General features: G+C 59.5%; 24 protein-coding genes and 1 other RNA gene. 19 read left to right on the forward strand and 6 right to left on the reverse strand.

The window, feature by feature from the left end; all coding sequences use genetic code 11:
- Positions 1–20 precede the first annotated feature (20 nt).
- The gene (locus ACM6J5_RS22505) at positions 21–1,376 is read left to right on the forward strand and encodes a tryptophan--tRNA ligase (protein ID WP_095943472.1); all 1,356 of its coding nucleotides are present in this window, start codon (positions 21–23) and stop codon (positions 1,374–1,376) included.
- 90 nt (positions 1,377–1,466) lie between these two features.
- Complete coding sequence (zapE, locus tag ACM6J5_RS22510) at positions 1,467–2,561, forward strand: cell division protein ZapE (RefSeq protein ID WP_095943473.1); 1,095 nt, start codon at positions 1,467–1,469, stop codon at positions 2,559–2,561.
- Between the two features lie 184 nt (positions 2,562–2,745).
- Here zapE and ACM6J5_RS22515 read toward each other — a convergent pair whose 3' ends face one another.
- A complete protein-coding gene (locus ACM6J5_RS22515) occupies positions 2,746–3,666 on the reverse strand; it encodes a GlxA family transcriptional regulator (RefSeq protein WP_172435333.1) in 921 nt (306 codons plus the stop codon).
- A 221-nt stretch (positions 3,667–3,887) separates the two neighbouring features.
- Between ACM6J5_RS22515 and ACM6J5_RS22520 the strand changes: the two genes are divergently transcribed.
- On the forward strand, positions 3,888–5,024 hold the full coding sequence (locus ACM6J5_RS22520) for an acyl-CoA dehydrogenase family protein (RefSeq protein ID WP_095943478.1): 1,137 nt from the start codon (positions 3,888–3,890) through the stop codon (positions 5,022–5,024).
- 103 nt (positions 5,025–5,127) lie between these two features.
- Here ACM6J5_RS22520 and ACM6J5_RS22525 read toward each other — a convergent pair whose 3' ends face one another.
- Positions 5,128–6,168 carry an NADP(H)-dependent aldo-keto reductase gene (locus tag ACM6J5_RS22525; protein ID WP_095943479.1) on the reverse strand — a complete coding sequence of 347 codons (1,041 nt, stop codon included), beginning with the start codon at positions 6,166–6,168 and terminating at the stop codon, positions 5,128–5,130.
- A gap of 245 nt (positions 6,169–6,413) precedes the next feature.
- On the opposite strand from ACM6J5_RS22525, the gene rplM reads away from it, so the two are divergent.
- The 7 genes from rplM (at position 6,414) to ACM6J5_RS22560 (ending at position 11,302) form a co-directional block, all read left to right on the forward strand.
- Positions 6,414–6,842 (forward strand): 50S ribosomal protein L13, encoded by a 429-nt coding sequence (rplM, locus tag ACM6J5_RS22530; RefSeq protein ID WP_007917032.1) that lies wholly within the window; start codon positions 6,414–6,416, stop codon positions 6,840–6,842.
- 14 nt (positions 6,843–6,856) lie between these two features.
- Positions 6,857–7,249, forward strand: a complete 393-nt coding sequence (gene rpsI, locus ACM6J5_RS22535) for a 30S ribosomal protein S9 (RefSeq protein WP_003228056.1) — start codon at positions 6,857–6,859, stop codon at positions 7,247–7,249.
- Positions 7,250–7,517: 268 nt separating this feature from the next.
- Positions 7,518–8,111: a ubiquinol-cytochrome c reductase iron-sulfur subunit gene (gene petA / locus ACM6J5_RS22540; RefSeq protein WP_095943480.1), complete on the forward strand. Its 594-nt coding sequence runs from the start codon at positions 7,518–7,520 to the stop codon at positions 8,109–8,111.
- The gene (locus ACM6J5_RS22545; RefSeq protein ID WP_414929379.1) at positions 8,111–9,322 is read left to right on the forward strand and encodes a cytochrome b; all 1,212 of its coding nucleotides are present in this window, start codon (positions 8,111–8,113) and stop codon (positions 9,320–9,322) included. Before petA ends, ACM6J5_RS22545 begins: the two co-directional genes overlap by 1 nt.
- Complete coding sequence (locus ACM6J5_RS22550; RefSeq protein WP_095943482.1) at positions 9,322–10,104, forward strand: cytochrome c1; 783 nt, start codon at positions 9,322–9,324, stop codon at positions 10,102–10,104. The genes ACM6J5_RS22545 and ACM6J5_RS22550 overlap by 1 nt, the downstream gene beginning before the upstream one ends.
- Before the next feature lie 150 nt (positions 10,105–10,254).
- Entirely contained in the window at positions 10,255–10,872 is a 618-nt protein-coding gene (locus ACM6J5_RS22555) for a glutathione S-transferase N-terminal domain-containing protein (RefSeq protein WP_007972581.1), read from the forward strand.
- A 16-nt stretch (positions 10,873–10,888) separates the two neighbouring features.
- Complete coding sequence (locus ACM6J5_RS22560) at positions 10,889–11,302, forward strand: ClpXP protease specificity-enhancing factor (RefSeq protein WP_007998247.1); 414 nt, start codon at positions 10,889–10,891, stop codon at positions 11,300–11,302.
- A gap of 159 nt (positions 11,303–11,461) precedes the next feature.
- Here ACM6J5_RS22560 and ACM6J5_RS22565 read toward each other — a convergent pair whose 3' ends face one another.
- The 4 genes from ACM6J5_RS22565 to ACM6J5_RS22580 form a co-directional block, all read right to left on the reverse strand.
- Positions 11,462–12,040: a BON domain-containing protein gene (locus ACM6J5_RS22565; protein WP_095943483.1), complete on the reverse strand. Its 579-nt coding sequence runs from the start codon at positions 12,038–12,040 to the stop codon at positions 11,462–11,464.
- Positions 12,037–12,630, reverse strand: a complete 594-nt coding sequence (locus tag ACM6J5_RS22570) for a phosphoheptose isomerase (protein ID WP_007972584.1) — start codon at positions 12,628–12,630, stop codon at positions 12,037–12,039. The genes ACM6J5_RS22565 and ACM6J5_RS22570 overlap by 4 nt, the downstream gene beginning before the upstream one ends.
- A gap of 104 nt (positions 12,631–12,734) precedes the next feature.
- Positions 12,735–13,097 carry a YraN family protein gene (locus ACM6J5_RS22575; protein WP_008045939.1) on the reverse strand — a complete coding sequence of 121 codons (363 nt, stop codon included), beginning with the start codon at positions 13,095–13,097 and terminating at the stop codon, positions 12,735–12,737.
- Positions 13,097–14,908 carry a penicillin-binding protein activator gene (locus ACM6J5_RS22580; RefSeq protein ID WP_414929380.1) on the reverse strand — a complete coding sequence of 604 codons (1,812 nt, stop codon included), beginning with the start codon at positions 14,906–14,908 and terminating at the stop codon, positions 13,097–13,099. The genes ACM6J5_RS22575 and ACM6J5_RS22580 overlap by 1 nt, the downstream gene beginning before the upstream one ends.
- Positions 14,909–15,085: 177 nt before the next feature.
- Between ACM6J5_RS22580 and rsmI the strand changes: the two genes are divergently transcribed.
- The 9 genes from rsmI to mraY all read left to right on the forward strand — a co-directional run bounded on the left by rsmI (position 15,086) and on the right by mraY (position 24,109).
- On the forward strand, positions 15,086–15,991 hold the full coding sequence (gene rsmI / locus ACM6J5_RS22585; RefSeq protein ID WP_162130349.1) for a 16S rRNA (cytidine(1402)-2'-O)-methyltransferase: 906 nt from the start codon (positions 15,086–15,088) through the stop codon (positions 15,989–15,991).
- A 75-nt stretch (positions 15,992–16,066) separates the two neighbouring features.
- Positions 16,067–16,420, forward strand: an RNA gene (rnpB, locus tag ACM6J5_RS22590) — RNase P RNA component class A.
- Positions 16,421–16,775: 355 nt separating this feature from the next.
- A complete protein-coding gene (gene mraZ, locus ACM6J5_RS22595; protein ID WP_007917012.1) occupies positions 16,776–17,231 on the forward strand; it encodes a division/cell wall cluster transcriptional repressor MraZ in 456 nt (151 codons plus the stop codon).
- Entirely contained in the window at positions 17,228–18,175 is a 948-nt protein-coding gene (rsmH, locus tag ACM6J5_RS22600) for a 16S rRNA (cytosine(1402)-N(4))-methyltransferase RsmH (protein WP_008045933.1), read from the forward strand. Before mraZ ends, rsmH begins: the two co-directional genes overlap by 4 nt.
- Positions 18,172–18,465 carry a cell division protein FtsL gene (ftsL, locus tag ACM6J5_RS22605; RefSeq protein WP_032829321.1) on the forward strand — a complete coding sequence of 98 codons (294 nt, stop codon included), beginning with the start codon at positions 18,172–18,174 and terminating at the stop codon, positions 18,463–18,465. The genes rsmH and ftsL overlap by 4 nt, the downstream gene beginning before the upstream one ends.
- Positions 18,465–20,204 (forward strand): peptidoglycan D,D-transpeptidase FtsI family protein, encoded by a 1,740-nt coding sequence (locus tag ACM6J5_RS22610; RefSeq protein WP_191628374.1) that lies wholly within the window; start codon positions 18,465–18,467, stop codon positions 20,202–20,204. The genes ftsL and ACM6J5_RS22610 overlap by 1 nt, the downstream gene beginning before the upstream one ends.
- Positions 20,204–21,667: a UDP-N-acetylmuramoyl-L-alanyl-D-glutamate--2,6-diaminopimelate ligase gene (locus ACM6J5_RS22615; RefSeq protein WP_150672419.1), complete on the forward strand. Its 1,464-nt coding sequence runs from the start codon at positions 20,204–20,206 to the stop codon at positions 21,665–21,667. The genes ACM6J5_RS22610 and ACM6J5_RS22615 overlap by 1 nt, the downstream gene beginning before the upstream one ends.
- Positions 21,660–23,027 carry a UDP-N-acetylmuramoyl-tripeptide--D-alanyl-D-alanine ligase gene (locus tag ACM6J5_RS22620; protein WP_414929381.1) on the forward strand — a complete coding sequence of 456 codons (1,368 nt, stop codon included), beginning with the start codon at positions 21,660–21,662 and terminating at the stop codon, positions 23,025–23,027. The genes ACM6J5_RS22615 and ACM6J5_RS22620 overlap by 8 nt, the downstream gene beginning before the upstream one ends.
- A complete protein-coding gene (mraY, locus tag ACM6J5_RS22625; RefSeq protein ID WP_095943488.1) occupies positions 23,027–24,109 on the forward strand; it encodes a phospho-N-acetylmuramoyl-pentapeptide-transferase in 1,083 nt (360 codons plus the stop codon). The genes ACM6J5_RS22620 and mraY overlap by 1 nt, the downstream gene beginning before the upstream one ends.

Consider the following 24,109-nt stretch of genomic DNA (forward strand, 5'->3'; position numbering starts at 1 on the left):
AGTCTGACAAGCGATTACCCATGACGACTCGTACCCGTATCCTCACCGGCATCACCACCACCGGCACGCCGCACCTGGGCAACTACGCTGGCGCTATTCGCCCGGCGATCGTCGCCAGCCGTGACAGTAATGCCGATTCGTTCTACTTCCTGGCCGACTACCACGCCCTGATCAAGTGCGATGACCCGCTGCGCATCCAGCGCTCGCGTCTGGAAATCGCCGCGACCTGGCTGGCCGGTGGCCTGGATGTCGAGCGCGTGACCTTCTACCGCCAGTCCGACATCCCGGAAATCCCCGAGCTGACCTGGTTGCTGACCTGCGTTGCCGCCAAGGGTCTGCTCAACCGCGCCCACGCCTACAAGGCTTCGGTGGACAAGAACGTCGAGACCGGTGAAGACCCGGACGCCGGCATCACCATGGGCCTGTACAGCTACCCGGTGCTGATGGCCGCGGACATCCTGATGTTCAACGCGCACAAGGTGCCGGTCGGTCGTGACCAGATCCAGCACGTGGAAATGGCGCGGGACATCGGCCAGCGCTTCAATCATCTGTTTGGCCAGGGCAAAGAGTTCTTCACCATGCCCGAGGCGTTGATCGAAGAGAGCGTCGCCACGTTGCCGGGCCTGGATGGCCGCAAGATGTCGAAGAGCTACGACAACACCATCCCGCTGTTCAGCAGCGCCAAAGAGATGAAGGACGCGATTTCGCGGATCGTCACCGACTCCCGCGCGCCGGGCGAAGCCAAGGATCCGGACAACTCGCACCTGTTCACCCTGTTCCAGGCGTTCGCCACCCCGGCGCAGGCCGACGAGTTCCGCAGCGAACTGTTGCAGGGCCTGGGTTGGGGCGAGGCGAAGAATCGCCTGTTCCAGCTGCTGGACAGCGAACTGGGCGAATCCCGCGAGCGTTATAACCAGCTGATCGAGCGTCCGGCGGATCTGGAAGACATCCTGCAACACGGCGCGAAAAAGGCCCGTTCGGTAGCGACACCCTTCCTCAACGAACTGCGTGAAGCGGTGGGCCTGCGCTCCTTCGTTGCCCAGGCTCAAGTGGCGGCGACCACCAGGAAGAAAGCCGTGAAGGCTGCACGTTTTGTCAGTTTCCGTGAAGACGACGGCAGTTTCCGCTTCCGTCTGCTGGCGGCCGATGGCGAACAACTGCTGCTGTCGCGCAACTTCGCCGACGGTAAAACCGCGGGGCAAGTGACCAAGCAGCTGCAAGCGGGCCAGGATCTGGACGTGCGCAGTGAAGAACTGGGCTTCAGCGTCTGGCTGGAAGGCCAGTGCGTTGCCGACAGCCCGGCCTTCGCCGACAGCGCCGCACGCGACGCGGCTATCGAAGCCTTGCGTATCGCCCTGACGCCTGTTCAGGAATAAACAACGGTTCGGCCCGACCAAGGGCCGATTGCCATTCCTCGGGGCCGTCGCTACAGTGTCGGCCCGTTTTTGTTGCCTTGCTAACGAATTATGACGCCCCTAGAACGATATCAAGCTGATCTGAAACGCCCGGAATTCTTCCATGACGCCGCACAGGAAACTGCCGTGCGTCATTTGCAGCGCCTGTACGACGACCTGGTCGCGGCCGAGCAAAACAAGCCGGGCCTGCTGGGCAAGTTGTTTGGCAAGAAGGATCAGACCCCGGTCAAGGGCCTGTATTTCTGGGGTGGCGTAGGTCGCGGCAAGACTTACCTGGTGGACACCTTCTTCGAAGCGCTGCCCTTCAAGGAAAAGACCCGTACGCACTTCCACCGCTTCATGAAGCGCGTGCACGAAGAGATGAAAACCCTGGGCGGCGAGAAAAACCCGCTGACCATCATCGCCAAGCGCTTCGCCACCGAAGCCCGGGTCATCTGCTTCGATGAATTCTTCGTTTCCGACATCACCGACGCCATGATCCTTGGCACCCTGATGGAAGAGCTGTTCAAGAACGGCGTGACCCTGGTCGCAACGTCGAACATCGTGCCGGACGGCCTGTACAAGGACGGTCTGCAACGCGCGCGCTTCCTGCCGGCCATTGCGCTGATCAAGCAGAACACCGAAATCGTCAACGTCGACAGCGGCGTCGACTATCGTCTGCGTCACCTCGAGCAAGCCGAGCTGTTCCACTATCCGCTCGACGAAGCCGCCAACGAAAGCCTGCGCAAGAGCTTCCGTGCGCTGACGCCGGAATGCACGGCAGCGGTCGAAAATGACGTGCTGATGATCGAAAACCGTGAAATCCGTGCCCTGCGCACCTGCGATGACGTGGCCTGGTTCAACTTCCGTGAACTGTGCGACGGCCCGCGCAGCCAGAACGACTACATCGAACTGGGCAAGATCTTCCACGCCGTATTGCTCAGCGATGTCGAGCAGATGAGCGTCACCACCGACGACATCGCCCGACGCTTCATCAACATGGTCGACGAGTTCTACGACCGTAACGTGAAGCTGATCATTTCCGCCGAAGTCGAGCTTAAAGACCTGTACACAGGTGGCCGCCTGAACTTCGAGTTCCAGCGTACCCTGAGTCGCCTACTGGAAATGCAATCCCACGAATTCCTGGCCCGGGCGCACAAACCGTAGGGCGGTTCGGAAAATGAAAGAGGCCTGCAAATGCAGGCCTTTTTTATGCGTTATAGGTTCACCAGGATCCCTGTGGGAGCGAGCTTGCTCGCGAAGGCGGTGGGTCAGTCACATTGATGCTGGATGTGCCGACGTCATCGCGAGCAGGCTCACTCCCACATGGGGTTTGTTTGAGGCTTGAGGTCTACGCTGCCTGCTGAAACTGCTGCCGATACTGATTCGGCGACAACTCCGTGTGCTGGCGGAACAGCCGGGCGAAGAAGCTCGCATCGTCATAGCCGACTTCATAGCTGATGGTCTTGATGCTCTTGCGGCTGCCGGACAGCAGGCCCTTGGCGGTTTCGATGCGCAGGCGTTGCAGGTAATGCAGGGGTTTGTCGCCGGTGGCGGTCTGGAAGCGGCGCATGAAGTTGCGGATGCTCATGCCGTGTTCGCGGGCGACGTCTTCGAAGCGGAACTTGTCGGCGAAGTGTTCTTCGAGCCAGTGCTGGATCTGCAGGATGATCACGTCCTGGTGCAGTTTCTGCCCACCAAAACCAATCCGTCCTGGCGAATAACTTCGCTGCACCTCATAGAGGATGTCTCGGGCTACGGCCTGGGACACGTTGGCGCCGCAGAAGCGCTCGATCAGGTAAATGTACAGGTCACAGGCCGAGGTGGTGCCGCCGGCGCAGTACAGGTTGTCGGCGTCGGTCAGGTGCTTGTCCTGATTGAGCTGGACTTGGGGGAAACGTTCGGCGAAGGCATTGAAGAAGCGCCAGTAGGTGGTCGCTTCCTTGCCATTGAGCAGCCCGGCTTCGGCCAGCCAGAAAACACCGGTGGCCTCGCCGCACAGTACGGCACCGCGTGCATGTTGCTGGCGCAGCCAGGGCAGGACTTGCGGGTAACGCTTGCAGAGGCTGTCGAAATCGTCCCAGAACGCGGGAAGAATGATGATGTCGGCGTTTTCCAGCCCGCCATCTACCGGAATCATCACATCACTGAAGGTGTTGACCGGTTTGCCATCGGGGCTGACCAGACGGGTTTCGAACGCCGGTGTCAGGCCCTGGCCCAGCTGTTTGCCGTAGCGCAGGCTGGCGAGGTGGAAGAAATCCTTGGCTTGCATGAGGGTGGAAGCGAAAACCCGGTCGATGGCCAGGATGCTGACGCGCCGCAGGGGCGTGGAGGCTTGGTTAGACATAATTCAACTTTATTTTTATAGGGGGAAGTGGTCACCAGACGGCTGGATCGTCTTATTTTTTGTCGGATGTGTCCAGTGTCCTGTATCGGAAGCGAGGCATAGTCTCTGAAGGTCAACTCCTTCTAAAAACAAAGAAAAGGTGCCGCATGATCCCCAGAACCCTGTTCAGTTCCGAGCACGAGCTATTCCGCGACAGCGTGCGAACGTTCCTCGAAAAGGAGGCGGTGCCGTTCCATGGGCAGTGGGAAAAACAAGGCTATATCGACCGCAAACTGTGGAACAAGGCAGGGGAGGCGGGGATGCTTTGCTCGCACTTGCCGGAAGAGTACGGCGGTCTGGGGGCGGACTTTCTCTACAGTGCGGTGGTGATCGAAGAAGTGGGGCGACTGGGTCTGACCGGCATCGGTTTTTCCCTGCACTCGGATATCGTGGCGCCGTACATCCTGCATTACGGCAGTGAAGCGCTGAAACAAAAGTACCTGCCGAAACTGGTGTCCGGCGAGATGGTTACCGCGATCGCCATGACCGAACCGGGTGCCGGTTCCGATCTGCAAGGGGTGAAAACCACGGCGGTGCTCGACGGCGATGAGTATGTGATCAACGGCTCCAAGACCTTTATCACTAACGGCTACCTGGCCGACCTGGTAATCGTCGTCGCCAAGACCGATCCGAAGGCTGGCGCGAAGGGCACCAGTCTGTTTCTGGTGGAAGCCGATACGCCGGGCTTCGACAAGGGCAAGCGCCTGGAGAAGGTCGGGATGAAAGCCCAGGACACCTCGGAGCTGTTCTTTCAGGACGTGCGTGTGCCCAAGGAAAACCTGTTGGGCCAGGCCGGGATGGGCTTTGCCTACCTGATGCAGGAGTTGCCTCAGGAGCGCCTCACGGTGGCCATTGGCGGGCTGGCTTCAGCGCAAGCGGCGCTGCAATGGACGCTGGACTACACCCGCGAGCGCAAGGCGTTCGGCAAGTCGATCGCGGATTTCCAGAATACCCGGTTCAAGCTGGCGGAGATGGCCACGGAAATCCAGATCGGCCGTGTCTTCGTCGACCGCTGTCTGGAACTGCACCTGCAAGGCAAGCTCGACGTGCCGACGGCGGCGATGGCCAAGTACTGGGGCACCGATCTGCAATGCAAGGTGCTCGACGAGTGTGTGCAGTTGCACGGTGGCTATGGGTTCATGTGGGAGTACCCGATCGCACGGGCATGGGCAGATGCGCGGGTGCAGCGGATCTATGCCGGGACCAATGAAATCATGAAGGAGATTATTGCGCGGTCGCTTTGATTTGCGGCGACTGATCGTCCGTCATCGCGAGCAGGCTCGCTCCTACAGGGATTGCGCTGTACCTGTGGGAGCGAGCTTGCTCGCGACTGGGTCTATGAATCAATCAAGGCGCCGGATTCGGATGATCCTTGTGAATCGCCTCGATCCCTTCCAGTACTTCCTCCGACAGCTTCAAGTCAAAACTGGCGATGTTGCTCTCCAGTTGCTCCATCGTCGTCGCGCCAATGATGTTGCTGGTCACGAAAGGCTGCTGCGTCACGAACGCCAGGGCCATTTGTGCCGGGTCCAGGCCGTGCTCGCGAGCCAGGGCCACGTAACGGCTGCAGGCAGCTTCCGACTGCGGGTTGAAATAGCGGCTGAAACGGCTGTAGAGGCTCAGGCGACCTTTTGGCGGGCGGGCGCCACCTTCGTACTTGCCTGACAGGAAACCGAACGCCAGCGGCGAATAGGCGAGCAGGCCGCATTGCTCGCGGATGGCGATTTCCGCCAGGCCGACTTCGAAGCTGCGGTTGAGCAGGTTATACGGGTTCTGGATCGACACGGCGCGCGGCCAGCCTCGGGCTTCGGCCAGGGCCAGGAAGCGCATGGTGCCCCACGGCGTTTCGTTGGACAGACCGATGTGGCGGATTTTGCCGGCGCGGACCTGCTCGTCCAGTGCTTCGAGGGTGTCTTCGAGCGGGGTCAGGTTGGCTTCGATCTTGTGCTTGTAGCCCAGCTGTCCGAAAAAGTTGGTGCTGCGCTCCGGCCAGTGCAATTGATACAGGTCGATGTAATCGGTCTGCAGGCGCTGGAGGCTGGCATCCACCGCCTCGGTGATGTGCTGGCGGTTGTGGCGCAGGTTTCTATCGCGGATGTAGTCGATGGTGTTACCGGGGCCGGCGATCTTGCTGGCCAGGATCCAGTCGGCGCGGTCGCCGCGGCTTTTAAAGTAATTGCCGATGTAGCGTTCGGTGGTGGCGTAGGTTTCGGCCTTGGGCGGCACCGGGTACATTTCGGCGGTGTCGATGAAATTGATCCCGGCACGCTTGGCCCGCTCAATCTGGGCGAAGGCGTCTGCCTCGCTGTTTTGCTCGCCCCAGGTCATGGTTCCGAGGCAGAGGGCACTCACGTTCAGATTGGTCCGGCCTAGCTGGCGATAGTCCATCGGGTGCTCCTTGGGCAAAACAATCATAAAAGCAGGTTGAATTATTTTTCGCAATCTGCATAATTGCGCACCTCTTTCTGCAGTGGAAGTGATGCGCCGCCGCCGAAGAATCTTGCCGTTGAACGGACGCGCCGACCCGAGCCCCCGAAAGCGTCTGTATCCGGCTGCCTTTGACTTGTCAAAGTACGCACTATTCAGTAAGATCCGCCGTCTAATTTACAGGGCGGCCCCTGAGGCTATAAAGAATGAAAACTTTTACTGCTAAACCAGAAACAGTAAAGCGCGACTGGTTTGTCGTCGACGCTGCTGGTCAGACCCTGGGTCGTCTGGCCACCGAAATCGCGAGCCGTCTGCGTGGCAAGCACAAGCCTGAGTACACTCCTCACGTTGACACCGGCGACTACATCGTCGTAATCAACGCTGAGCAGATCCGTGTTACCGGTGCTAAAACCACTGACAAAATGTACTACTCCCACTCCGGTTTCCCGGGCGGCATCAAGTCGATCAACTTTGAAAAGCTGATCGCCAAGGCCCCTGAGCGCGTGATCGAGACCGCGGTTAAAGGCATGCTGCCTAAAAACCCACTGGGTCGCGACATGTACCGTAAGCTGAAAGTCTATGCGGGCGCTGCACACCCACATACTGCTCAGCAGCCCCAAGAACTGAAGTTTTAACGGAATAGTACATTATGTCGGCGACTCAAAATTACGGCACTGGCCGTCGCAAGACCGCAACCGCACGCGTTTTCCTGCGTCCGGGTACTGGTAACATCTCCATCAACAACCGTTCGCTGGATAACTTCTTCGGCCGCGAAACTGCCCGCATGGTAGTTCGTCAGCCGCTGGAGCTGACTGAGACTGTCGAGAAGTTCGACATCTACGTCACCGTGATCGGCGGTGGTGTGAGTGGTCAGGCTGGCGCAATCCGCCACGGCATCACTCGTGCTCTGATGGACTACGACGAGACTCTGCGCAGCGCCCTGCGTAAAGCCGGCTTCGTAACCCGCGATGCTCGTGAAGTTGAACGTAAGAAAGTCGGTCTGCGTAAAGCGCGTAAGCGTCCGCAGTACTCGAAGCGTTAATTCGCTTTCACGTTCAAAAAAGAACGCCCAGTTTCCTCGCGGAGCTGGGCGTTTTTTTATGTCTGCGATTTATCAAAGAATTGCGCTGTGACAACTTGCCACATCCGCAGACGCCCTATACTACAAGGCTTGGGGGTGATGGGCTCCGGTAATTACCTTGTCAGAATTGGGGCTTTTCATTACCATTCGGCAAAATTTTTATAAGTACATAGTTTTACTTAGTAGACGCCTGATTTAACAGGCCACAAAGCTGATGGGAGAGGACTGAATGAGCAATGACGGCGTGAATGCAGGCCGGCGTCGCTTCTTGGTAGCAGCCACATCCGTGGTGGGTGCTGCAGGAGCGGTGGGGGCTGCGGTCCCGTTCGTGGGGTCATGGTTTCCCAGTGCCAAGGCGAAAGCCGCAGGTGCACCGGTGAAAGTGAATGTCAGCAAGATCGAGCCAGGCCAGCAGATGATTGCTGAGTGGCGCGGCCAGCCGGTGTTCATCGTCCGCCGTACACCGGAAATCCTGGGGAATCTGAAGAAGATCGAAGGCCAGCTCGCTGACCCGACCTCCAAGAACTCGACACAACCGACTTATGTTGATCCGGAAACCCGTTCGATCAAACCCGAGGTCCTGCTGCTGATCGGTATCTGCACGCACCTGGGTTGCTCGCCGACCTTCCGTCCCGAAGTGGCACCCGCGGATCTGGGTAAAGACTGGGTAGGCGGCTATTTCTGTCCTTGCCACGGTTCTCACTACGATCTGGCTGGTCGCGTCTACAAGTCGCAGCCTGCGCCTTTGAACCTGCCAGTTCCCCCGCATTCCTATGAGACCGATGAAATTATTATCATTGGCGTCGATACGGAGAAAGCGTGATGAGCAAGTTCATGGATTGGGTTGATGCACGCTTTCCCGCCACCAAGATGTGGGAAGACCATCTCAGCAAGTATTACGCTCCGAAGAACTTCAACTTCTTCTACTTCTTTGGTTCCCTGGCATTGCTCGTTCTGGTCAACCAGATCGTTACCGGTGTCTGGCTGACCATGAGCTACAACCCGTCGGCGGAAGAGGCGTTCGCTTCCGTCGAATACATCATGCGTGACGTCGAGTACGGCTCGATCCTGCGTCTGCTGCACTCTACCGGCGCCTCGGCGTTCTTCATCGTGGTCTATCTGCACATGTTCCGTGGCTTGCTCTACGGTTCGTACCAGAAGCCGCGTGAGCTGGTGTGGGTCTTCGGCATGCTGATCTATCTGGCGCTGATGGCTGAAGCCTTCATGGGTTACCTGCTGCCGTGGGGTCAGATGTCCTACTGGGGTGCCCAGGTGATCATCTCGCTGTTCGGTGCGATCCCGGTCATCGGCAACGACCTGACCCAGTGGATTCGTGGTGACTACCTGATTTCCGGTATTACCCTGAACCGCTTCTTCGCCCTGCACGTGGTTGCTCTGCCGATCGTTATTCTGGGTCTGGTGGTGCTGCACATCCTGGCGTTGCACGAAGTCGGTTCGAACAACCCGGACGGCGTGGACATCAAGAAGCACAAGGACGAAAACGGCATACCGCTGGACGGCATTGCCTTCCACCCGTACTACACCGTGAAAGATATCGTCGGCGTGGTGGTGTTCCTGTTCATCTTCTGCTCGATCGTGTTCTTCTTCCCGGAAATGGGCGGCTACTTCCTCGAGAAGCCGAACTTTGAAGTGGCGAACGCCTTCAAGACCCCAGAGCACATCGCTCCGGTCTGGTACTTCACCCCGTTCTACGCCATCTTGCGTGCGATTCCGGACAAGCTCCTGGGCGTGATCGCCATGGGCGCGGCCATCGCTGTGCTGTTTGTCCTACCGTGGCTCGACCGCAGTCCGGTCAAGTCGATGCGCTACAAAGGCTGGCTGAGCAAGATCTGGCTCTGGGTGTTCTGCGTCTCGTTCGTGATCCTGGGTGTGTTGGGTGTTCTGGCTCCGACTCCAGGCCGTACGCTGTTGTCGCAGGTATGTACCTTCCTGTACTTCGCCTACTTCATTCTGATGCCGTTCTACACCAGGCTCGAGAAGACCAAACCGGTTCCGGAAAGGGTGACTGGCTGATGAAAAAACTATTTGCTGTATTGATGCTTGCTGCGCTGCCGGTGTTTGCTTTCGCAGCTGAACACGGTGGCCCCGAGCTGGAAAAAGTCGACATCGACGTTTCCGATAAAGCAGCCATGCAGGACGGCGCGCGTACGTTCGCCAACTACTGCATGGGTTGCCACAGTGCCAAGTTCCAACGCTATGAACGTGTTGCCGACGACCTGGGCATTCCCCATGAGTTGATGCTCGAGAAGCTGGTATTCACGGGTGCCAAGATCGGCGACCACATGAGCATCGGCATGCAGCCGGCGGACGCCAAGGCCTGGTTTGGCGCAGCGCCGCCGGACCTGACCCTGGTTGCTCGTGTTCGCGGCACCGACTGGCTCTACGGTTACCTGAGGTCGTTCTACGAAGATCCTGCGCGCCCATGGGGCGTGAACAACAAGGTCTTCCCGAACGTGGGCATGCCTAACGTCCTGGCCGGCCTGCAAGGTCGCCAGGTGGTTGGCTGCAAACAGGTTCAGATCGTCGAAGGCGGCAAGAAGCAATTTGATCCGTTGACCGGCACGCCATTGACTCATGAAGCGTGCGATCAACTGACCATCGTGCCGAAAAGCGGTGCCCTGACTGCAGAGCAGTTCGATGAGAAGGTCAAGAATCTGGTAACCTTCCTGGCTTACTCGGCTAACCCGGTTAAGCTGCAACATCAGCGCATCGGTACATACGTATTGTTGTACCTGGCGTTCTTCTTCGTATTCGCTTACCTGCTCAAGCGCGAATACTGGAAAGACGTGCACTGATAAAGCTTCAAGCTATTGCTGTTAATCGCGCGCGCCCAAGGGCGCCTCTGAATATGTAGCGAAACTGGTGATCCAGTCGTTACGGGAGGCGCCCTCTGGGCGCGCTCGTTTTTGAGCTTTCGATAATTTCTACAAGCGAGGAGGATCGCCATGGGCGTGACCAATCGGTTGGCCTGTTACTCCGACCCCGCCGACCACTATTCCCACCGAGTGCGCATCGTACTGGCAGAGAAGGGTGTCAGCGCCGAGATCATTTACGTGGAGGCTGGTCGCCAGCCGCCTAAACTGATTGAAGTGAACCCTTACGGCAGTCTGCCCACGCTGGTCGATCGCGACCTGGCGTTGTGGGAGTCGACAGTGGTGATGGAATATCTGGATGAGCGTTACCCGCACCCGCCGCTACTGCCGGTTTATCCCGTGGCGCGTGCCAACAGTCGTCTGCTGATTCACCGCATTCAGCGCGACTGGTGTGGTCTGGTGGACCTGATTCTGGATTCGCGGACCAAGGAAGCGGCCCGTGCCGTGGCTCGAAAAGAGTTGCGCGAAAGCCTGACGGGTGTGTCGCCGCTGTTTGCCGACAAACCGTTTTTCCTCAGTGAGGAACAAAGTCTGGTGGATTGCTGCCTATTGCCAATACTCTGGCGATTGCCGATTCTGGGTATAGAACTGCCGCGGCCGGCCAAGCCGCTGCTTGATTATATGGAGCGTCAGTTTGCGCGTGAGGCTTTCCAGGCGAGTCTGTCTGGTGTCGAACGCGACATGCGCTAAGGCTTAAGGAGCCGCTATGAACTCCAGTCGACCTTATCTGGTCCGCGCGCTCTATGAGTGGATTGTGGACAACGATTGCACCCCGCACATGCTGGTCAATTCCGAGTATCCGTCGGTGCAGGTGCCTCAAGGGTTTGCCAGTGACGGACAGATCGTCCTGAACGTATCGCCACAAGCCGTGCGTCACTTGCACATGGATAACGAGGCGGTCAGTTTCGAGGGGCGCTTTGGTGGCGTGCCGCACACCTTGTACGTGCCCATTGCTTCGATCCTGGGTATCTACGCCCGGGAGAATGGCCAGGGCATGGTGTTCGATCTGGAGTCGCCCATGGGCGAGGACGACGAGATCGAACCGGATGACGATCTTCCGCCACCCGACAGTGAGCCACCGCGTCCAAGCGGTCGCCCCAGTCTGAAGGTGGTGAAATAAAAAAGGGTGATCCGCAAGGATCACCCTTTTTTTTCATCACCTTCAAACGATGTAGGAGCGAGCCTGCTCGCGATGGGCGTGAACGATGACGCGGGTTGTCTGAATGAGCGCATTCACCGGACGTTTTTCGCGAGCAGGCTCGCTCCTACAGGATGGGGTTCAGTCGATGTACTCGAACAGCTTCACAATCTTCTGTACGCCGGAAACGCCCTGTACCAGGTTGGTCGCCTGCGCTGCTTCCTGCTTGGTCAGCAGGCCCAGCAAGTAGACGATGCCGTTTTCAGTGACAACCTTGATGCGCGAACCAGGGATGTTCGCATCGGCGAGCATCTGGGCCTTGATCTTGGTGGTCAGCCAAGTGTCGTTCTGGCGTGCCAGCAACGAGGAGGGTGGCAGGATTTGCAGTTCGTTGTGCACCTGTTTCACGCGCTGGACAGCGGCGGCGGCCTGTTCGGCCTTGGCCTTGAGGTCTGCGCGTGGCGTTTGCCCGGCGAGCAGCACGACACCGTTGAAGCTGGTGACGACGATGTGCGAATCCTTGTCCAGGGCCGGGTCGGCCTTGGCGATGTTCACACCGACCTTGGTGTCGATCAGGGAGTCGTCGATCTTGCTGCCCAGTGTGCGAGTGCCGCGGTCATCTTCAATCGGTGCTTCACGGCTGGCAGTCACCACCGAGGTGCAGCCGCTGATGCCGAGGCACAGGGTCAAGGCCAGTAGGCCAAGGCGATTAGGGGTCATTCTTCACTCCCGAACAATTGGCTGTCGATCAAGTCGCAAAGGCAGTGGATCGCCAGCAGGTGGACTTCCTGAATACGAGCGGTGACGTTGGCCGGTACGCGAATCTCGACGTCCTCGGGCAATAGCAGCGACGCCATGCCGCCGCCATCACGCCCCGTCAATGCTACGACAATCATTTCGCGATCATGTGCGGCCTGGATCGCTTGAATTATGTTGGCCGAGTTGCCGCTGGTGGAGATAGCCAGCAACACATCGCCCGGTTGGCCGAGTGCACGGATCTGTTTGGAGAAGATTTCGTTGTAGCTGTAGTCGTTGGCGATCGAGGTGATCGTCGAGCTGTCGGTCGTCAGGGCGATGGCCGGCAGGCTCGGACGCTCGCGCTCGAAGCGATTGAGCAGTTCAGACGAGAAATGCTGGGCGTCGCCGGCAGAGCCACCGTTGCCGCAGGAAAGCATTTTGCCTTCGTTGAGCAGGGCATTGACCATGACCTGGCTGGCTTGCTCGATGTGCGGTGCAAGTACTTCCATCGCCTGTTGCTTGGTGTCGATACTGGCCTGAAAAAGCTGGCGAATTCGCGATTGCATGTCCATCTGTGTGACCTTAAGTAGCGCGGCTGTTCGGCACGTGAATGTGCAGCCCGCAAAGCAAAGAGCAAAAGTGTTGAGTGATAGTGTCCGGTTCGCAATGCCGGCAATCAGCCGTCGAAGGCATTCTGTAGCCAGTTCAATTGATCGAGGTTGCTGTCGATGGCAATCACGTCGAAGCGGCAAGGGGAATTGGCCCAGCGCGGCTCGCGCTGAAGAAAATATTGCGCGGCGAAAATCAGTTTTTGCCGTTTGCGCTCATCGATGCTATCGAGCGCGCCACCCCATTGAGTGTTTTTTCTGTAGCGGACTTCAACGAATACTACTGTATCGCCATCTAACATGACCAGATCAAGCTCGCCGCGTTTACACAACCAGTTCTGCGCCAGCAGGCGCAGACCCTGTTGTTGAAGATGCTCGAGCGCATGGCGCTCGGCATCCTTGCCGCTTTGCTGGCGTGACCTGTCGGGCATCAGCGAGCGGTGTCCGGCAGGCGCTGAACCTGGCCATTGGCGAACTCGGCCCATGGCAACTGGCGCACGACCCGCTGGCTCTGAGACATGCCAAGGCTGCCCGACTCGCCTTCGATTCGGCTGTCCGGAAGGGATTTGAGCTGGCCCAGGCGAGGCGCCAGTCGATAGGCGTCCACACCCATGGCATACAGGCGCCCCAGGCTGCCGGCCGCTTGTGGCCACTGGGCGGTGACCTGGCGGCGCAGCGGGTCATTGGCGTCCAGCAACCATGGCGTCTCGCAGAAGCGAATGCCATTCATGTCGTTGTACTGATTGACGTCACCGCTGGCGCTGAACACGTGGGAGGTGGCGTAGACCGGAACATCGCCTGCGTACTGGAAGTTCAGGGTCGGTTTGATCTGTTGGGCCTGTTGCGGTGTTGCGGCGAGGAAAATGAACTCGATGTCCTGGCGGCGCGATGGCTGGGCAGCGACTTGCGAGCCAACGGTGCTTTGCAGGCTCTTGGCGCGACCTTCGCTCTGGCGCAGCTGGAACATGTCGGCAATCTGCTGGGCCAACTGGACCGGTTGATCAACACGTTCGGTGGCGACAATGGTGCCGCCATTGGCCTGCCAGTCCTGGCTGAACGCCTTGAGCACGCGGTCGCCCCATTCACCTTTCGGCACCATGATGGCTGCGCGATGCAGGCCGTCGGCGCGAGCGCGGCGCGACACTTCGCGGGCTTCGTCTTCAGCGGCAAGGCCGAACTGGAACAGCTGCGCCGGGCCTTGATCGCCCTCGCTGTAATTGAGTGCCAGGGTAGTGATCGGCAGCTGCGGGCGAGTGCTCAGCTGTTTGACCAGCGGCTTCTCCAGCGGGCCGACGACCAGTTGCACGCCATCGGCCTGGGCCTTGCGGTAGAACTCGTCCATGGAAGTCAGGCGCGAGCTGTCATAGAACTCGATGGCCGGTGGTTTCTGCCCGGCCTGTTGGGCCTGGTAGTGAGCGGCCATGAAGCCGTCGCGCAGTGCTCTGCCAACCGAGGCCAACTGGCCGTCCTGAGGCAGCAGCAGGGCGATCTTGCTCAGGGGCTGGCTGGCCAGCTCCTTGAGTTGGGTCAGTGGCTGCGGCAATTGAACGGCTGCCGGGTGCTTCGGGTTCTGTGCGCGCCAGTTGTCGATGGCCGCCTGTTGCTGCTCCAGGGTGCCGGCGGATTTCACGGCCAGCGCCAGGGCCATCCAGCCGCCGAGATCGTCGGTGGTGTTTGGTTGCAACTGATCGGTCGGCAGCGAAGCGATCAGAGTCCAGATGGCTTCGTGGTTTTTGCCCGCGGCTTCGCCTTCGAGCATCGGGGCGATGAAAATGCGCTGGCGAGCGGCGGCGAGGGTCTGGCCATCGGCTTCAAGTGCGCGGGCGTGAACGGTGCCGGTGCGGACCTGTTGTTCGTCGGGCAGTTCGCTCAAGTATTGCAGGCTTGGGTGGCTCAAGGCGGCCAATGCAGCCTTGGGCTGATTGCGGGTCATGGCCAGTTCAGCCGCCAGGGTGTTGGCGAAAACCTGCGGGCCCGGCTTGAGTTGTTCGACAGGAACCTGTTGCAGGATTTGCGCGGACTGGCCGGCATTGCCCTGGCGATAGGCCAGGTCGGCAGCGCTCAAGCGCAGCAGGGCGGCATCTTCCGGTGATTTGCTTTGGGAGGCCTTCTCGAGCAGTTGCTCGATACTGGCGTCCGGTGTCCGTGGAAGCTCGCCAAGGCTGGAGGAGGGCGAGCTGGCGCAAGCCGTCAACAAGGCAGCGAGGCAGAGGGCAGATAACAGCCGCAGGCAAGCGATCATGTAAGCGTTCCTGATACTCGATCAAATTAGCGTGGAATTGTACCCAAGCACTGGCCGGGGCGCGATGTTACTGGCGTGAATCGATCAATTTAGCTGGTGTAAATGTTGCTCCAGCGCACAAACAGTCGCCGATACCTCGTTTGCTTGCGGGTATCGTGAGTCTCGCTACGCGCTACAATGGCGACTTTTACCGATCATGAGGTGTGCGCTTTGACTGCTCCAGGTGCTTTGAATTCCGCTGCTGGCTCGCTTTATGTGGTGGCGACGCCCATCGGCAACCTGGATGACATCAGTGCGCGGGCGCTGAAGATTCTGCGTGAAGTGGCCCTGGTCGCTGCGGAAGACACCCGTCATTCCCAGCGCTTGATGCAGCACTTCGGCATCTCGACGCCATTGGCGGCCTGCCATGAGCACAACGAGCGGGATGAAGGTAGTCGCTTTATCACGCGCCTGCTTGCCGGTGACAACGTGGCGTTGATTTCCGATGCCGGGACGCCGCTGATTTCCGATCCGGGTTATCACCTGGTGCGGCAGGCCCGGGCAGCGGGCATTAATGTAGTACCGGTTCCGGGTGCCTGCGCATTGATTGCAGCGCTGTCGGCAGCGGGGCTGCCTTCCGATCGTTTCATTTTCGAAGGTTTTCTGCCGGCCAAGGCAGTGGGGCGGCGTGCGCGTCTGGAGCAGGTAAAGGAAGAACCTCGTACTTTGATCTTCTATGAGGCTCCGCATCGCATTCTGGAATGCCTGCAAGACATGGAGCTGGTGTTCGGCCCCGAGCGTCCGGCGCTGCTTGCCCGTGAGCTGACCAAGACGTTTGAGACCCTCAAGGGGCTGCCGCTGGCTGAGTTGCGCGAGTTCGTCGAGTCGGACAGCAACCAGCAGCGCGGCGAGTGCGTGGTACTGGTGGCTGGCTGGTCCGCGCCCGAGGAAGAGGGGGCCGTCAGCAGCGAAGCGATGCGCATCCTCAACCTGTTGCTCGAAGAAATGCCGCTCAAGCGTGCGGCGGCGTTGGCGGCGCAAATCACCGGCGAGCGAAAGAATGTGCTGTACCAGATCGCGCTGGATCAGCAAAAGGGCGAGTAAAACCCGACGCACAGGCGTGCTCAATGGCGCTTGGCGCTTGTTCTTCGGGCGCTGTGCCGGTAACCTTCGCGGCGGAGAGTCGATCGGACAGTCGCTGCCCTCTATGAAAATTAGGGGGGGGAGGAAAGTCCGGGCTCCATAGGGCGAAGTGCCAGGTAATGCCTGGGAGGCGCGAGCCTACGGAAAGTGCCACAGAAAATAACCGCCTAAGCGCTTCGGCGCCGGTAAGGGTGAAAAGGTGCGGTAAGAGCGCACCGCACGTCTGGCAACAGTTCGTGGCTAGGTAAACCCCACTTGGAGCAAGACCAAATAGGGTCCCAAGGCGTGGCCCGCGCTGGGACCGGGTAGGTTGCTAAAGATGTCCAGTGATGGCCATCGTAGACGAATGACTGTTCAAGACAGAACCCGGCTTACAGATCGACTCTCCACCTTTTTCTTTCCTCTGCTTGAATCATCGGGCAGGGGGTGGGTGATAGCAATTTCCCTCCTTACACATTCATCCGCAGAACCTCTTTTGTAATACCAAAAAAATCTTACTCTTAATAAATTACTTTAACTTTCGAACGCAGCCTTCTGTGCTGATTCAAGTTATCGGTCAGTTTCATCTGCCGGATTCTCGTTACCCCTCCGCTAATGCTCCTAAATCTCAGTTCTGTAAGGGTTTTCCTTTAATCCGCGCCTTGACGGTGTGGTGGGCGCATTCCTATAGTGTGCACAAGTGGCGGAAAGTGGCATGAAGTGGGTTTTTTGAACTCAAAACGCTAGAATTTGGAGAAGCGCTGACGTGTTTCGCGGAGCCAACGCTATCAGTCTCGATGCAAAGGGCCGTCTCGCAATGCCGAGCCGGTACCGTGACGAGCTCGATTCGCGCAGCTCCGGTCAGTTGATCGTGACAATTGATGCCGTTGATCCTTGTTTATGTGTTTACCCGCTCGATGAGTGGGAAATTATTGAAACCAAACTGCGCGCATTGCCTTCGCTTCGCGAAGAGAACCGCCGCCTGCAACGTTTACTGATTGGTAATGCCGTCGACCTCGAGCTCGATGGCAGTGGTCGTTTTCTGGTTCCGCCGCGTCTTCGTGAATATGCCAAGTTGGATAAGCGCGCGATGTTGGTAGGCCAACTGAACAAGTTCCAACTGTGGGACGAAGATGCCTGGAACGCGGTTTCTGCCGCTGACCTGGCTGCCATTCAACAACCGGGCGCTATGCCTGATGAACTGCGTGATTTGATCCTGTGACTATTGATAGCGGCTTTAACCACATCACCGTACTGCTTGACGAAGCTGTCGAGGCTCTCGCCGTACGTCCTGATGGCTGCTATCTGGACGGCACGTTCGGGCGCGGCGGACACAGCCGGTTGATCCTCAGCCAGCTCGGTCCCGATGGTCGGTTGCTCGGATTCGATAAAGATCCACAAGCGATTGCCACCGGGCAGACGCTAGCGGCCGAAGACGGCCGCTTTGTCGTTGTGCAGCGCAGCTTTGCCGAGCTCGGTTCGGAAGTCGCCGAACGCGGTCTGGCCGGCAAGGTCAGCGGCGTTCTGCTGGATCTGGGCGTGTCTTCGCCACAGCTCGACGACCCTGAGCGCGGCTTCAGTTTCCTCAACGACGGTCCGCTGGACATGCGCATGGATCCGTCCCGTGGCATCAGCGCCGCCGAATTCGTCAACACCGCGCCCGTGGAAGAAATCGCCCGGGTGTTCAAGGAATACGGCGAAGAGCGTTTCTCCGGCCGCATGGCCCGTGCCGTGGCCGAGCGCCGCGACATCAAGCCATTCGAACGCACCGGTGACCTGGCAGAAGTCCTGAAGGTCGCCAACCCGGCGTGGGAAAAGGGCAAGAACCCTGCAACCCGCGCCTTCCAGGGGTTGCGTATTCACGTCAACAACGAACTGGGTGACCTGGAAACCGGCCTCGAAGCCGCGCTGGAATGCCTGGAAGTGGGCGGTCGCCTGGTGGTGATCAGCTTCCATTCGCTGGAAGACCGTATCGTCAAACTGTTCATGCGCAAGCTGGTCAAAGGCGAAGCCGACAACCTGCCGCGCAACCTGCCGGTTCGGCATGTCGCCTTCGAACCGAAAATCAAAATCCATGGCAAAGCGCAGACGGCCTCCGACGCCGAACTCAAAGCCAACCCACGTTCCCGTAGCGCTGTCATGCGTGTGGCGGAGAAGCTGCGGTGAGCAGGCTTTTCGCCAAGCCATTGCCCGGCGGAAGCTTCTTCATGCTGCTGCTGTTTGTCGGCGTGCTCATTTCGGCCATCGGCGTGTCCTACAGTGCCCACTGGAACCGTCAGCTATTGAATTCGCTGTACAACGAATTGAGCGTGCGCGACAAGGCGCAGGCGGAGTGGGGGCGGTTGATTCTGGAGCAGAGCACCTGGACCGCTCACAGCCGTATCGAAGTGCTGGCCACCGAACAATTGAAAATGCACATCCCCGGTGCCGCTGACGTGAAGATGGTGGCGCCATGATGAAACTCGAAGGTGCACTCTTTCCCTGGCGGTTCCGCGTGGTGCTGGGTTTGCTCGGCATCATGGTGGCTGCGATTGCCTGGCGCATCATCGATTTGCAAGTGGTCGACCGTGCCTTCCTCAAAGGTCAGGGCGATGCCCGCAGTGTTCGTCATATTCCAATTCCGGCTCACCGTGGTCTGATCACCGACCGAAACGGCGAGCCTTTGGCCGTGAGTACGCCGGTCACCACCCTTTGGGCCAATGCCAAGGAAATGCAAACGGCCAAAGAGAAGTGGCCGGCACTGGCGGCAGCCTTGGGGCAGGACCCGAAAGCCCTGGCCGAACGTCTCGAAGCCCAGGCCAACAAAGAATTCATTTACCTGGTGCGCGGGTTGACCCCGGAGCAGGGCCAGGCTGTGCTCGACCTGAAGGTGCCGGGTGTCTATGGCATCGAAGAGTTCCGGCGGTTTTATCCTGCCGGTGAAGTCACTGCCCATATGGTCGGGTTTACCGACATCGACGATCATGGTCGTGAAGGCGTCGAACTGGCTTACGACGAATGGCTGGCCGGGGTCCCCGGCAAGCGTCAGGTGATCAAGGACCGGCGCGGCCGGCTGATCAAGGATGTGCAGGTCACCAAAAACGCCAAGGCCGGTAAGCCCTTGGCGTTGTCCATTGACCTGCGCCTGCAATACCTGGCCAACCGCGAACTGCGCAACGCGATCATCGAGAACGGTGCCAAGGCCGGTAGCCTGGTGATCATGGATGTGAAGACCGGCGAGATTCTCGCGATGGTCAACCAACCGACCTACAACCCGAACAACCGTCGCAACCTGCAGCCGGCGATGATGCGTAACCGCGCGATGATCGACGTGTTCGAGCCGGGTTCGACCATGAAGGCGATCTCGATGGCCGCGGCCATCGAAACCGGGCGCTGGAAACCGACCGATACCGTCGAGGTGTATCCGGGCTCCTTGCAGATTGGCAAGTACACCATCAAGGACGTATCCAAGAGCGAAGGTCCAGTGCTCGACCTGGCCGGCATCCTGATCAATTCCAGTAACGTCGGCATGAGCAAGATCGCGTTCGATATCGGCGGCGAGACGATTTTCCGCCTCGCCCAGAAAGTCGGTCTTGGCCAGGATACCGGCCTCGGCTTCCCGGGTGAGCGTGTCGGCAACCTGCCGAACTACCGCGATTGGCGCAAGGCTGAAACCGCCACGCTGTCCTACGGCTACGGTGTTTCCGTGACGGCGATCCAGTTGGTCCACGCCTTCTCGGCCCTGGCCAACAACGGTCGCCTTGCACCGCTGACGCTGATCAAAACCGACAAGGCGCCGCAGACCACCCAGGTGCTGCCGGAAGCCGTCGCGAAAACCATGCAAGGCATGCTGCAACAAGTGATCGAAGCCCCGCGCGGTGTATTCCGTGCGCAGGTGCCGGCGTATCACGTGGGCGGCAAGTCGGGCACTGCGCGTAAAACCTCGGTCGGCACCAAGGGTTATGCCGAGAACTCCTACCGTTCGTTGTTTGCCGGTTTCGGTCCGATGAGCGATCCGCGTTACGCCATAGTGGTGGTAATCGACGAGCCGACCAAGGCCGGTTACTTCGGCGGCCTGGTTTCCGCGCCGGTGTTCAGCCGTGTGATGTCGGGCACCCTGCGTCTGATGAACATTACGCCGGACAACCTGCCACCTACTCAACAAGCGAACGCAACACCGGTCGTTCCGCTGAAAGCCAATGGAGGGCGCGGCTGATGTCTCTGAGCCTGAACAAGATTTTCCCTCACGCCGGTCACGATCTGCTGATTCGCGAGCTCGCCCTGGACAGCCGCAAAGTGCGCGCGGGCGATCTGTTCCTCGCCGTGCCGGGCGGGAAGTTCGATGGACGCGCGCATATTGCCGACGCTTTGCAGCGCGGAGCTGCCGCGGTGGCCTATGAAGTAGAAGGCGCCACGGTCCTGCCGATCACTGAAGTGCCGCTGATTCCGGTCAAAGGTCTGGCGGCTCAGCTGTCGGACATCGCCGGGCGTTTTTATGGCGAGCCAAGCCATCACCTGAACCTGGTGGGCGTGACCGGCACCAACGGCAAGACCAGCGTGACTCAATTGGTTGCCCAGGCACTGGACCTGCTCGGCCAGCACTGCGGCCTGGTCGGTACGCTCGGTTCCGGTTTCTACGGCGCGCTGGAAAGCGGCCTGCATACCACGCCGAATCCGATTGCCGTGCAAGCGACCCTGGCAGACCTGAAAAAGGCCGGGGCCAAAGCCGTGGCGATGGAAGTGTCTTCCCATGGTCTGGACCAGGGTCGCGTGACTGCACTGGCGTTCGATGTGGCAGTGATGACCAACCTGTCCCGCGATCATCTGGATTACCACGGCACCATGCGGGCTTACGGCGAAGCCAAGGGCAAGCTGTTTGCCTGGAATGACTTGAAATGTCGTGTGGTCAACCTCGACGACGAGTTTGGCCGGCAACTGGCTGCCGACAAGCTTGAATCGCGATTGATCACCTACAGCCTGGAAGACTCCAGTGCTTATCTGTATTGCCGCCAGGCGCAATTCGACGACGAAGGCGTGCGCGCCACGCTGGTCACGCCACAGGGCGAGCACCACTTGCGCAGCACCTTGCTCGGTCGCTTCAACCTGAGCAATGTCCTGGCGGCGGTCGGCGCGTTGCTCGGTCTGGATTACGCCCTGGACGAAATTCTCGAGGTGCTGCCGAAGCTGGAAGGCCCTGCCGGTCGCATGCAGCGTCTGGGCGGAGGCTCGCAGCCGCTGGTGGTGGTCGATTACGCCCACACCCCGGATGCCCTGGAAAAAGTACTGCTGGCCCTGCGTCCACACGCCAAGGGCCGGTTGCTGTGCCTGTTCGGCTGTGGCGGCGACCGCGATCGCGGCAAGCGACCATTGATGGCCGAAGTGGTCGAGCGCCTGGCCGATGGCGTGCTGGTCACCGACGACAACCCGCGTACTGAGGACCCAGCAGTGATTTTCGATGACATCCGTGCCGGTTTCACGGCTGTGGATAAAGTGGAATTCATTGCCGGCCGTGGTCAGGCGATTGCCCGGTTGATCGCCAGTGCCTCGGTGGATGACGTGATTGTCCTGGCCGGTAAAGGTCATGAGGACTATCAGGAAATCAACGGCGAACGCCATGCCTTTTCCGATCTGGTCGAGGCCGATCATGCCTTGACTGCGTGGGAGGTGGCCCATGCTTAAGGCATTGAAACTGAGTGAACTGACCGGTGCGCTGAATGCTCGCCTGGTGTCCGCCGATGCCAGCTTTGACGGTGTCAGCATCGACAGTCGTGCAATCAAGCCGGGTCAACTGTTTATCGCGTTGGCCGGTCCGCGCTTCGATGGTCATGATTATATCAATGAAGTCGCCGCCAAGGGCGCCGTGGCTGCGCTGGTCGAGCGTGAAGTCGCCGGCAGCACGCTGCCGCAGTTGCTGGTCAGCGACACCCGCCAGGCCCTGGGCCAGTTGGGCGCACTGAATCGCGCCGCCTACACCCATCCGGTCGCGGCCGTCACCGGCTCCAGCGGCAAGACCACGGTCAAGGAGATGCTTGCGAGCATCCTGCGTACGCGCGGCGCAGTACTCGCCACCCGTGGCAACCTGAACAACGATCTCGGCGTGCCTTTGACCTTGCTCGAACTGGCGCCGGAACACTCCGCTGCCGTGATCGAACTGGGTGCTTCGCGCCTGGGTGAAATTGCCTACACCGTCGGCCTTACCAGGCCGCACGTGGCCATTCTCAACAATGCCGGGACCGCCCACGTCGGCGAGTTCGGCGGTCCGGAAAAAATCGTCGAAGCCAAGGGCGAGATCATCGAAGGGCTGGATGCCGATGGCATCGCCGTTCTCAATCTCGACGACAAGGCATTCGGTATCTGGAAGGCCCGCGCCGGTGATCGCAAAGTGCTGACGTTTGCGTTGAGCAATTCGAGCGCCGATTTCCATGCCAGTGACCTGGCTACCGATGCCCGCGGCTGCCCGGCGTTCAACCTGCACTGCCCTGAAGGTGTGGAGCGCGTGCAACTGAACCTGCTCGGCACCCATAACGTCGCCAATGCCATGGCCGCCGCCGCTGCCGCCCATGCCCTGGGCGTGTCGCTGTTCGGTATCGCCACCGGCCTTGGCGCGGTGCAGCCGGTCAAGGGTCGCACCGTTGCGCAGCTGGCCACCAACGGTATGCGCGTGATCGATGACACTTATAACGCCAACCCCACCTCCATGTGCGCTGCCGTTGATATACTGGCCGGCTTTTCCGGTCGCACCGTCCTGGTGCTCGGGGATATCGGCGAGTTGGGCGAATGGGCGGAGCAGGGGCACCGCGACGTGGGCGAGTACGCCCGTGGCAAGGTTTCTGCGCTGTACGCCGTCGGGCCAATGATGGCTCACGCCGTGAACGCATTCGGTCCACAGGCTCTTCACTTCAGCACGCAGGCTGAACTGATCAAGGCCCTGGGGGCCGAGCAAGACACAAACACCACCATTTTGATCAAGGGATCGCGCAGCGCTGCGATGGAAAACGTCGTCGCCGCCTTGTGCGGGTCCAGTCTGGAGAAACATTAATGCTGCTGCTGCTAGCGGAGTATCTGCAACAGTTCTACAAAGGCTTCGCGGTCTTCCAGTACCTGACCCTGCGCGGGATTCTCGGTGTACTGACCGCGCTGGTCTTGTCGCTGTGCTATGGCCCATGGATGATCCGCACCTTGCAGAACCGGCAGATCGGTCAATCCGTGCGCAACGACGGCCCGCAGTCGCACCTGTCCAAGTCGGGTACGCCGACCATGGGCGGCGCGCTGATTCTGTCGTCCATCGGTGTCAGCACCCTGCTGTGGGCTGACCTGAGCAATCGCTACGTCTGGGTCGTACTGCTGGTGACCCTGCTGTTCGGCGCCATCGGCTGGGTCGACGACTACCGCAAGGTCATCGAGAAAAACTCCCGTGGCTTGCCGAGCCGCTGGAAATATTTCTGGCAATCGGTGTTCGGTCTGGGCGCGGCGATCTTCCTTTATATGACTGCCGCCACGCCGGTGGAAACCACCCTGATCCTGCCGATGCTCAAGGACTACAGCATTGCGCTGGGCGCCGGTTTCATCGTCCTGACCTATTTCGTGATCGTCGGTTCGAGCAACGCGGTCAACCTGACCGACGGCCTCGACGGCCTGGCGATCATGCCGACCGTGATGGTTGGTGGTGGCCTGGGCATTTTCTGCTACCTGTCGGGTAACGTGAAATTCGCCGAATACCTGCTGATTCCTTATGTACCGGGCGCCGGTGAGTTGATCGTGTTCTGTGGCGCACTGATCGGAGCAGGCCTGGGCTTCCTCTGGTTCAACACCTATCCGGCACAGGTCTTCATGGGTGACGTCGGCGCACTGGCGCTGGGCGCGGCCCTGGGCACCATCGCGGTGATCGTCCGTCAGGAAATCGTCCTGTTCATCATGGGCGGCGTGTTCGTGATGGAAACCCTGTCAGTCGTCATTCAGGTTGCCTCTTTTAAACTGACCGGTCGCCGTGTTTTCCGCATGGCGCCCATTCACCACCACTTTGAACTCAAGGGCTGGCCCGAGCCGCGCGTGATCGTCCGTTTCTGGATCATCACCGTGATTCTCGTGCTGATCGGCCTTGCCACCCTGAAGCTGAGGTAG

The organism is Pseudomonas sp. IT-P74 (assembly GCF_949768175.1).
Lineage (GTDB): Bacteria > Pseudomonadota > Gammaproteobacteria > Pseudomonadales > Pseudomonadaceae > Aquipseudomonas.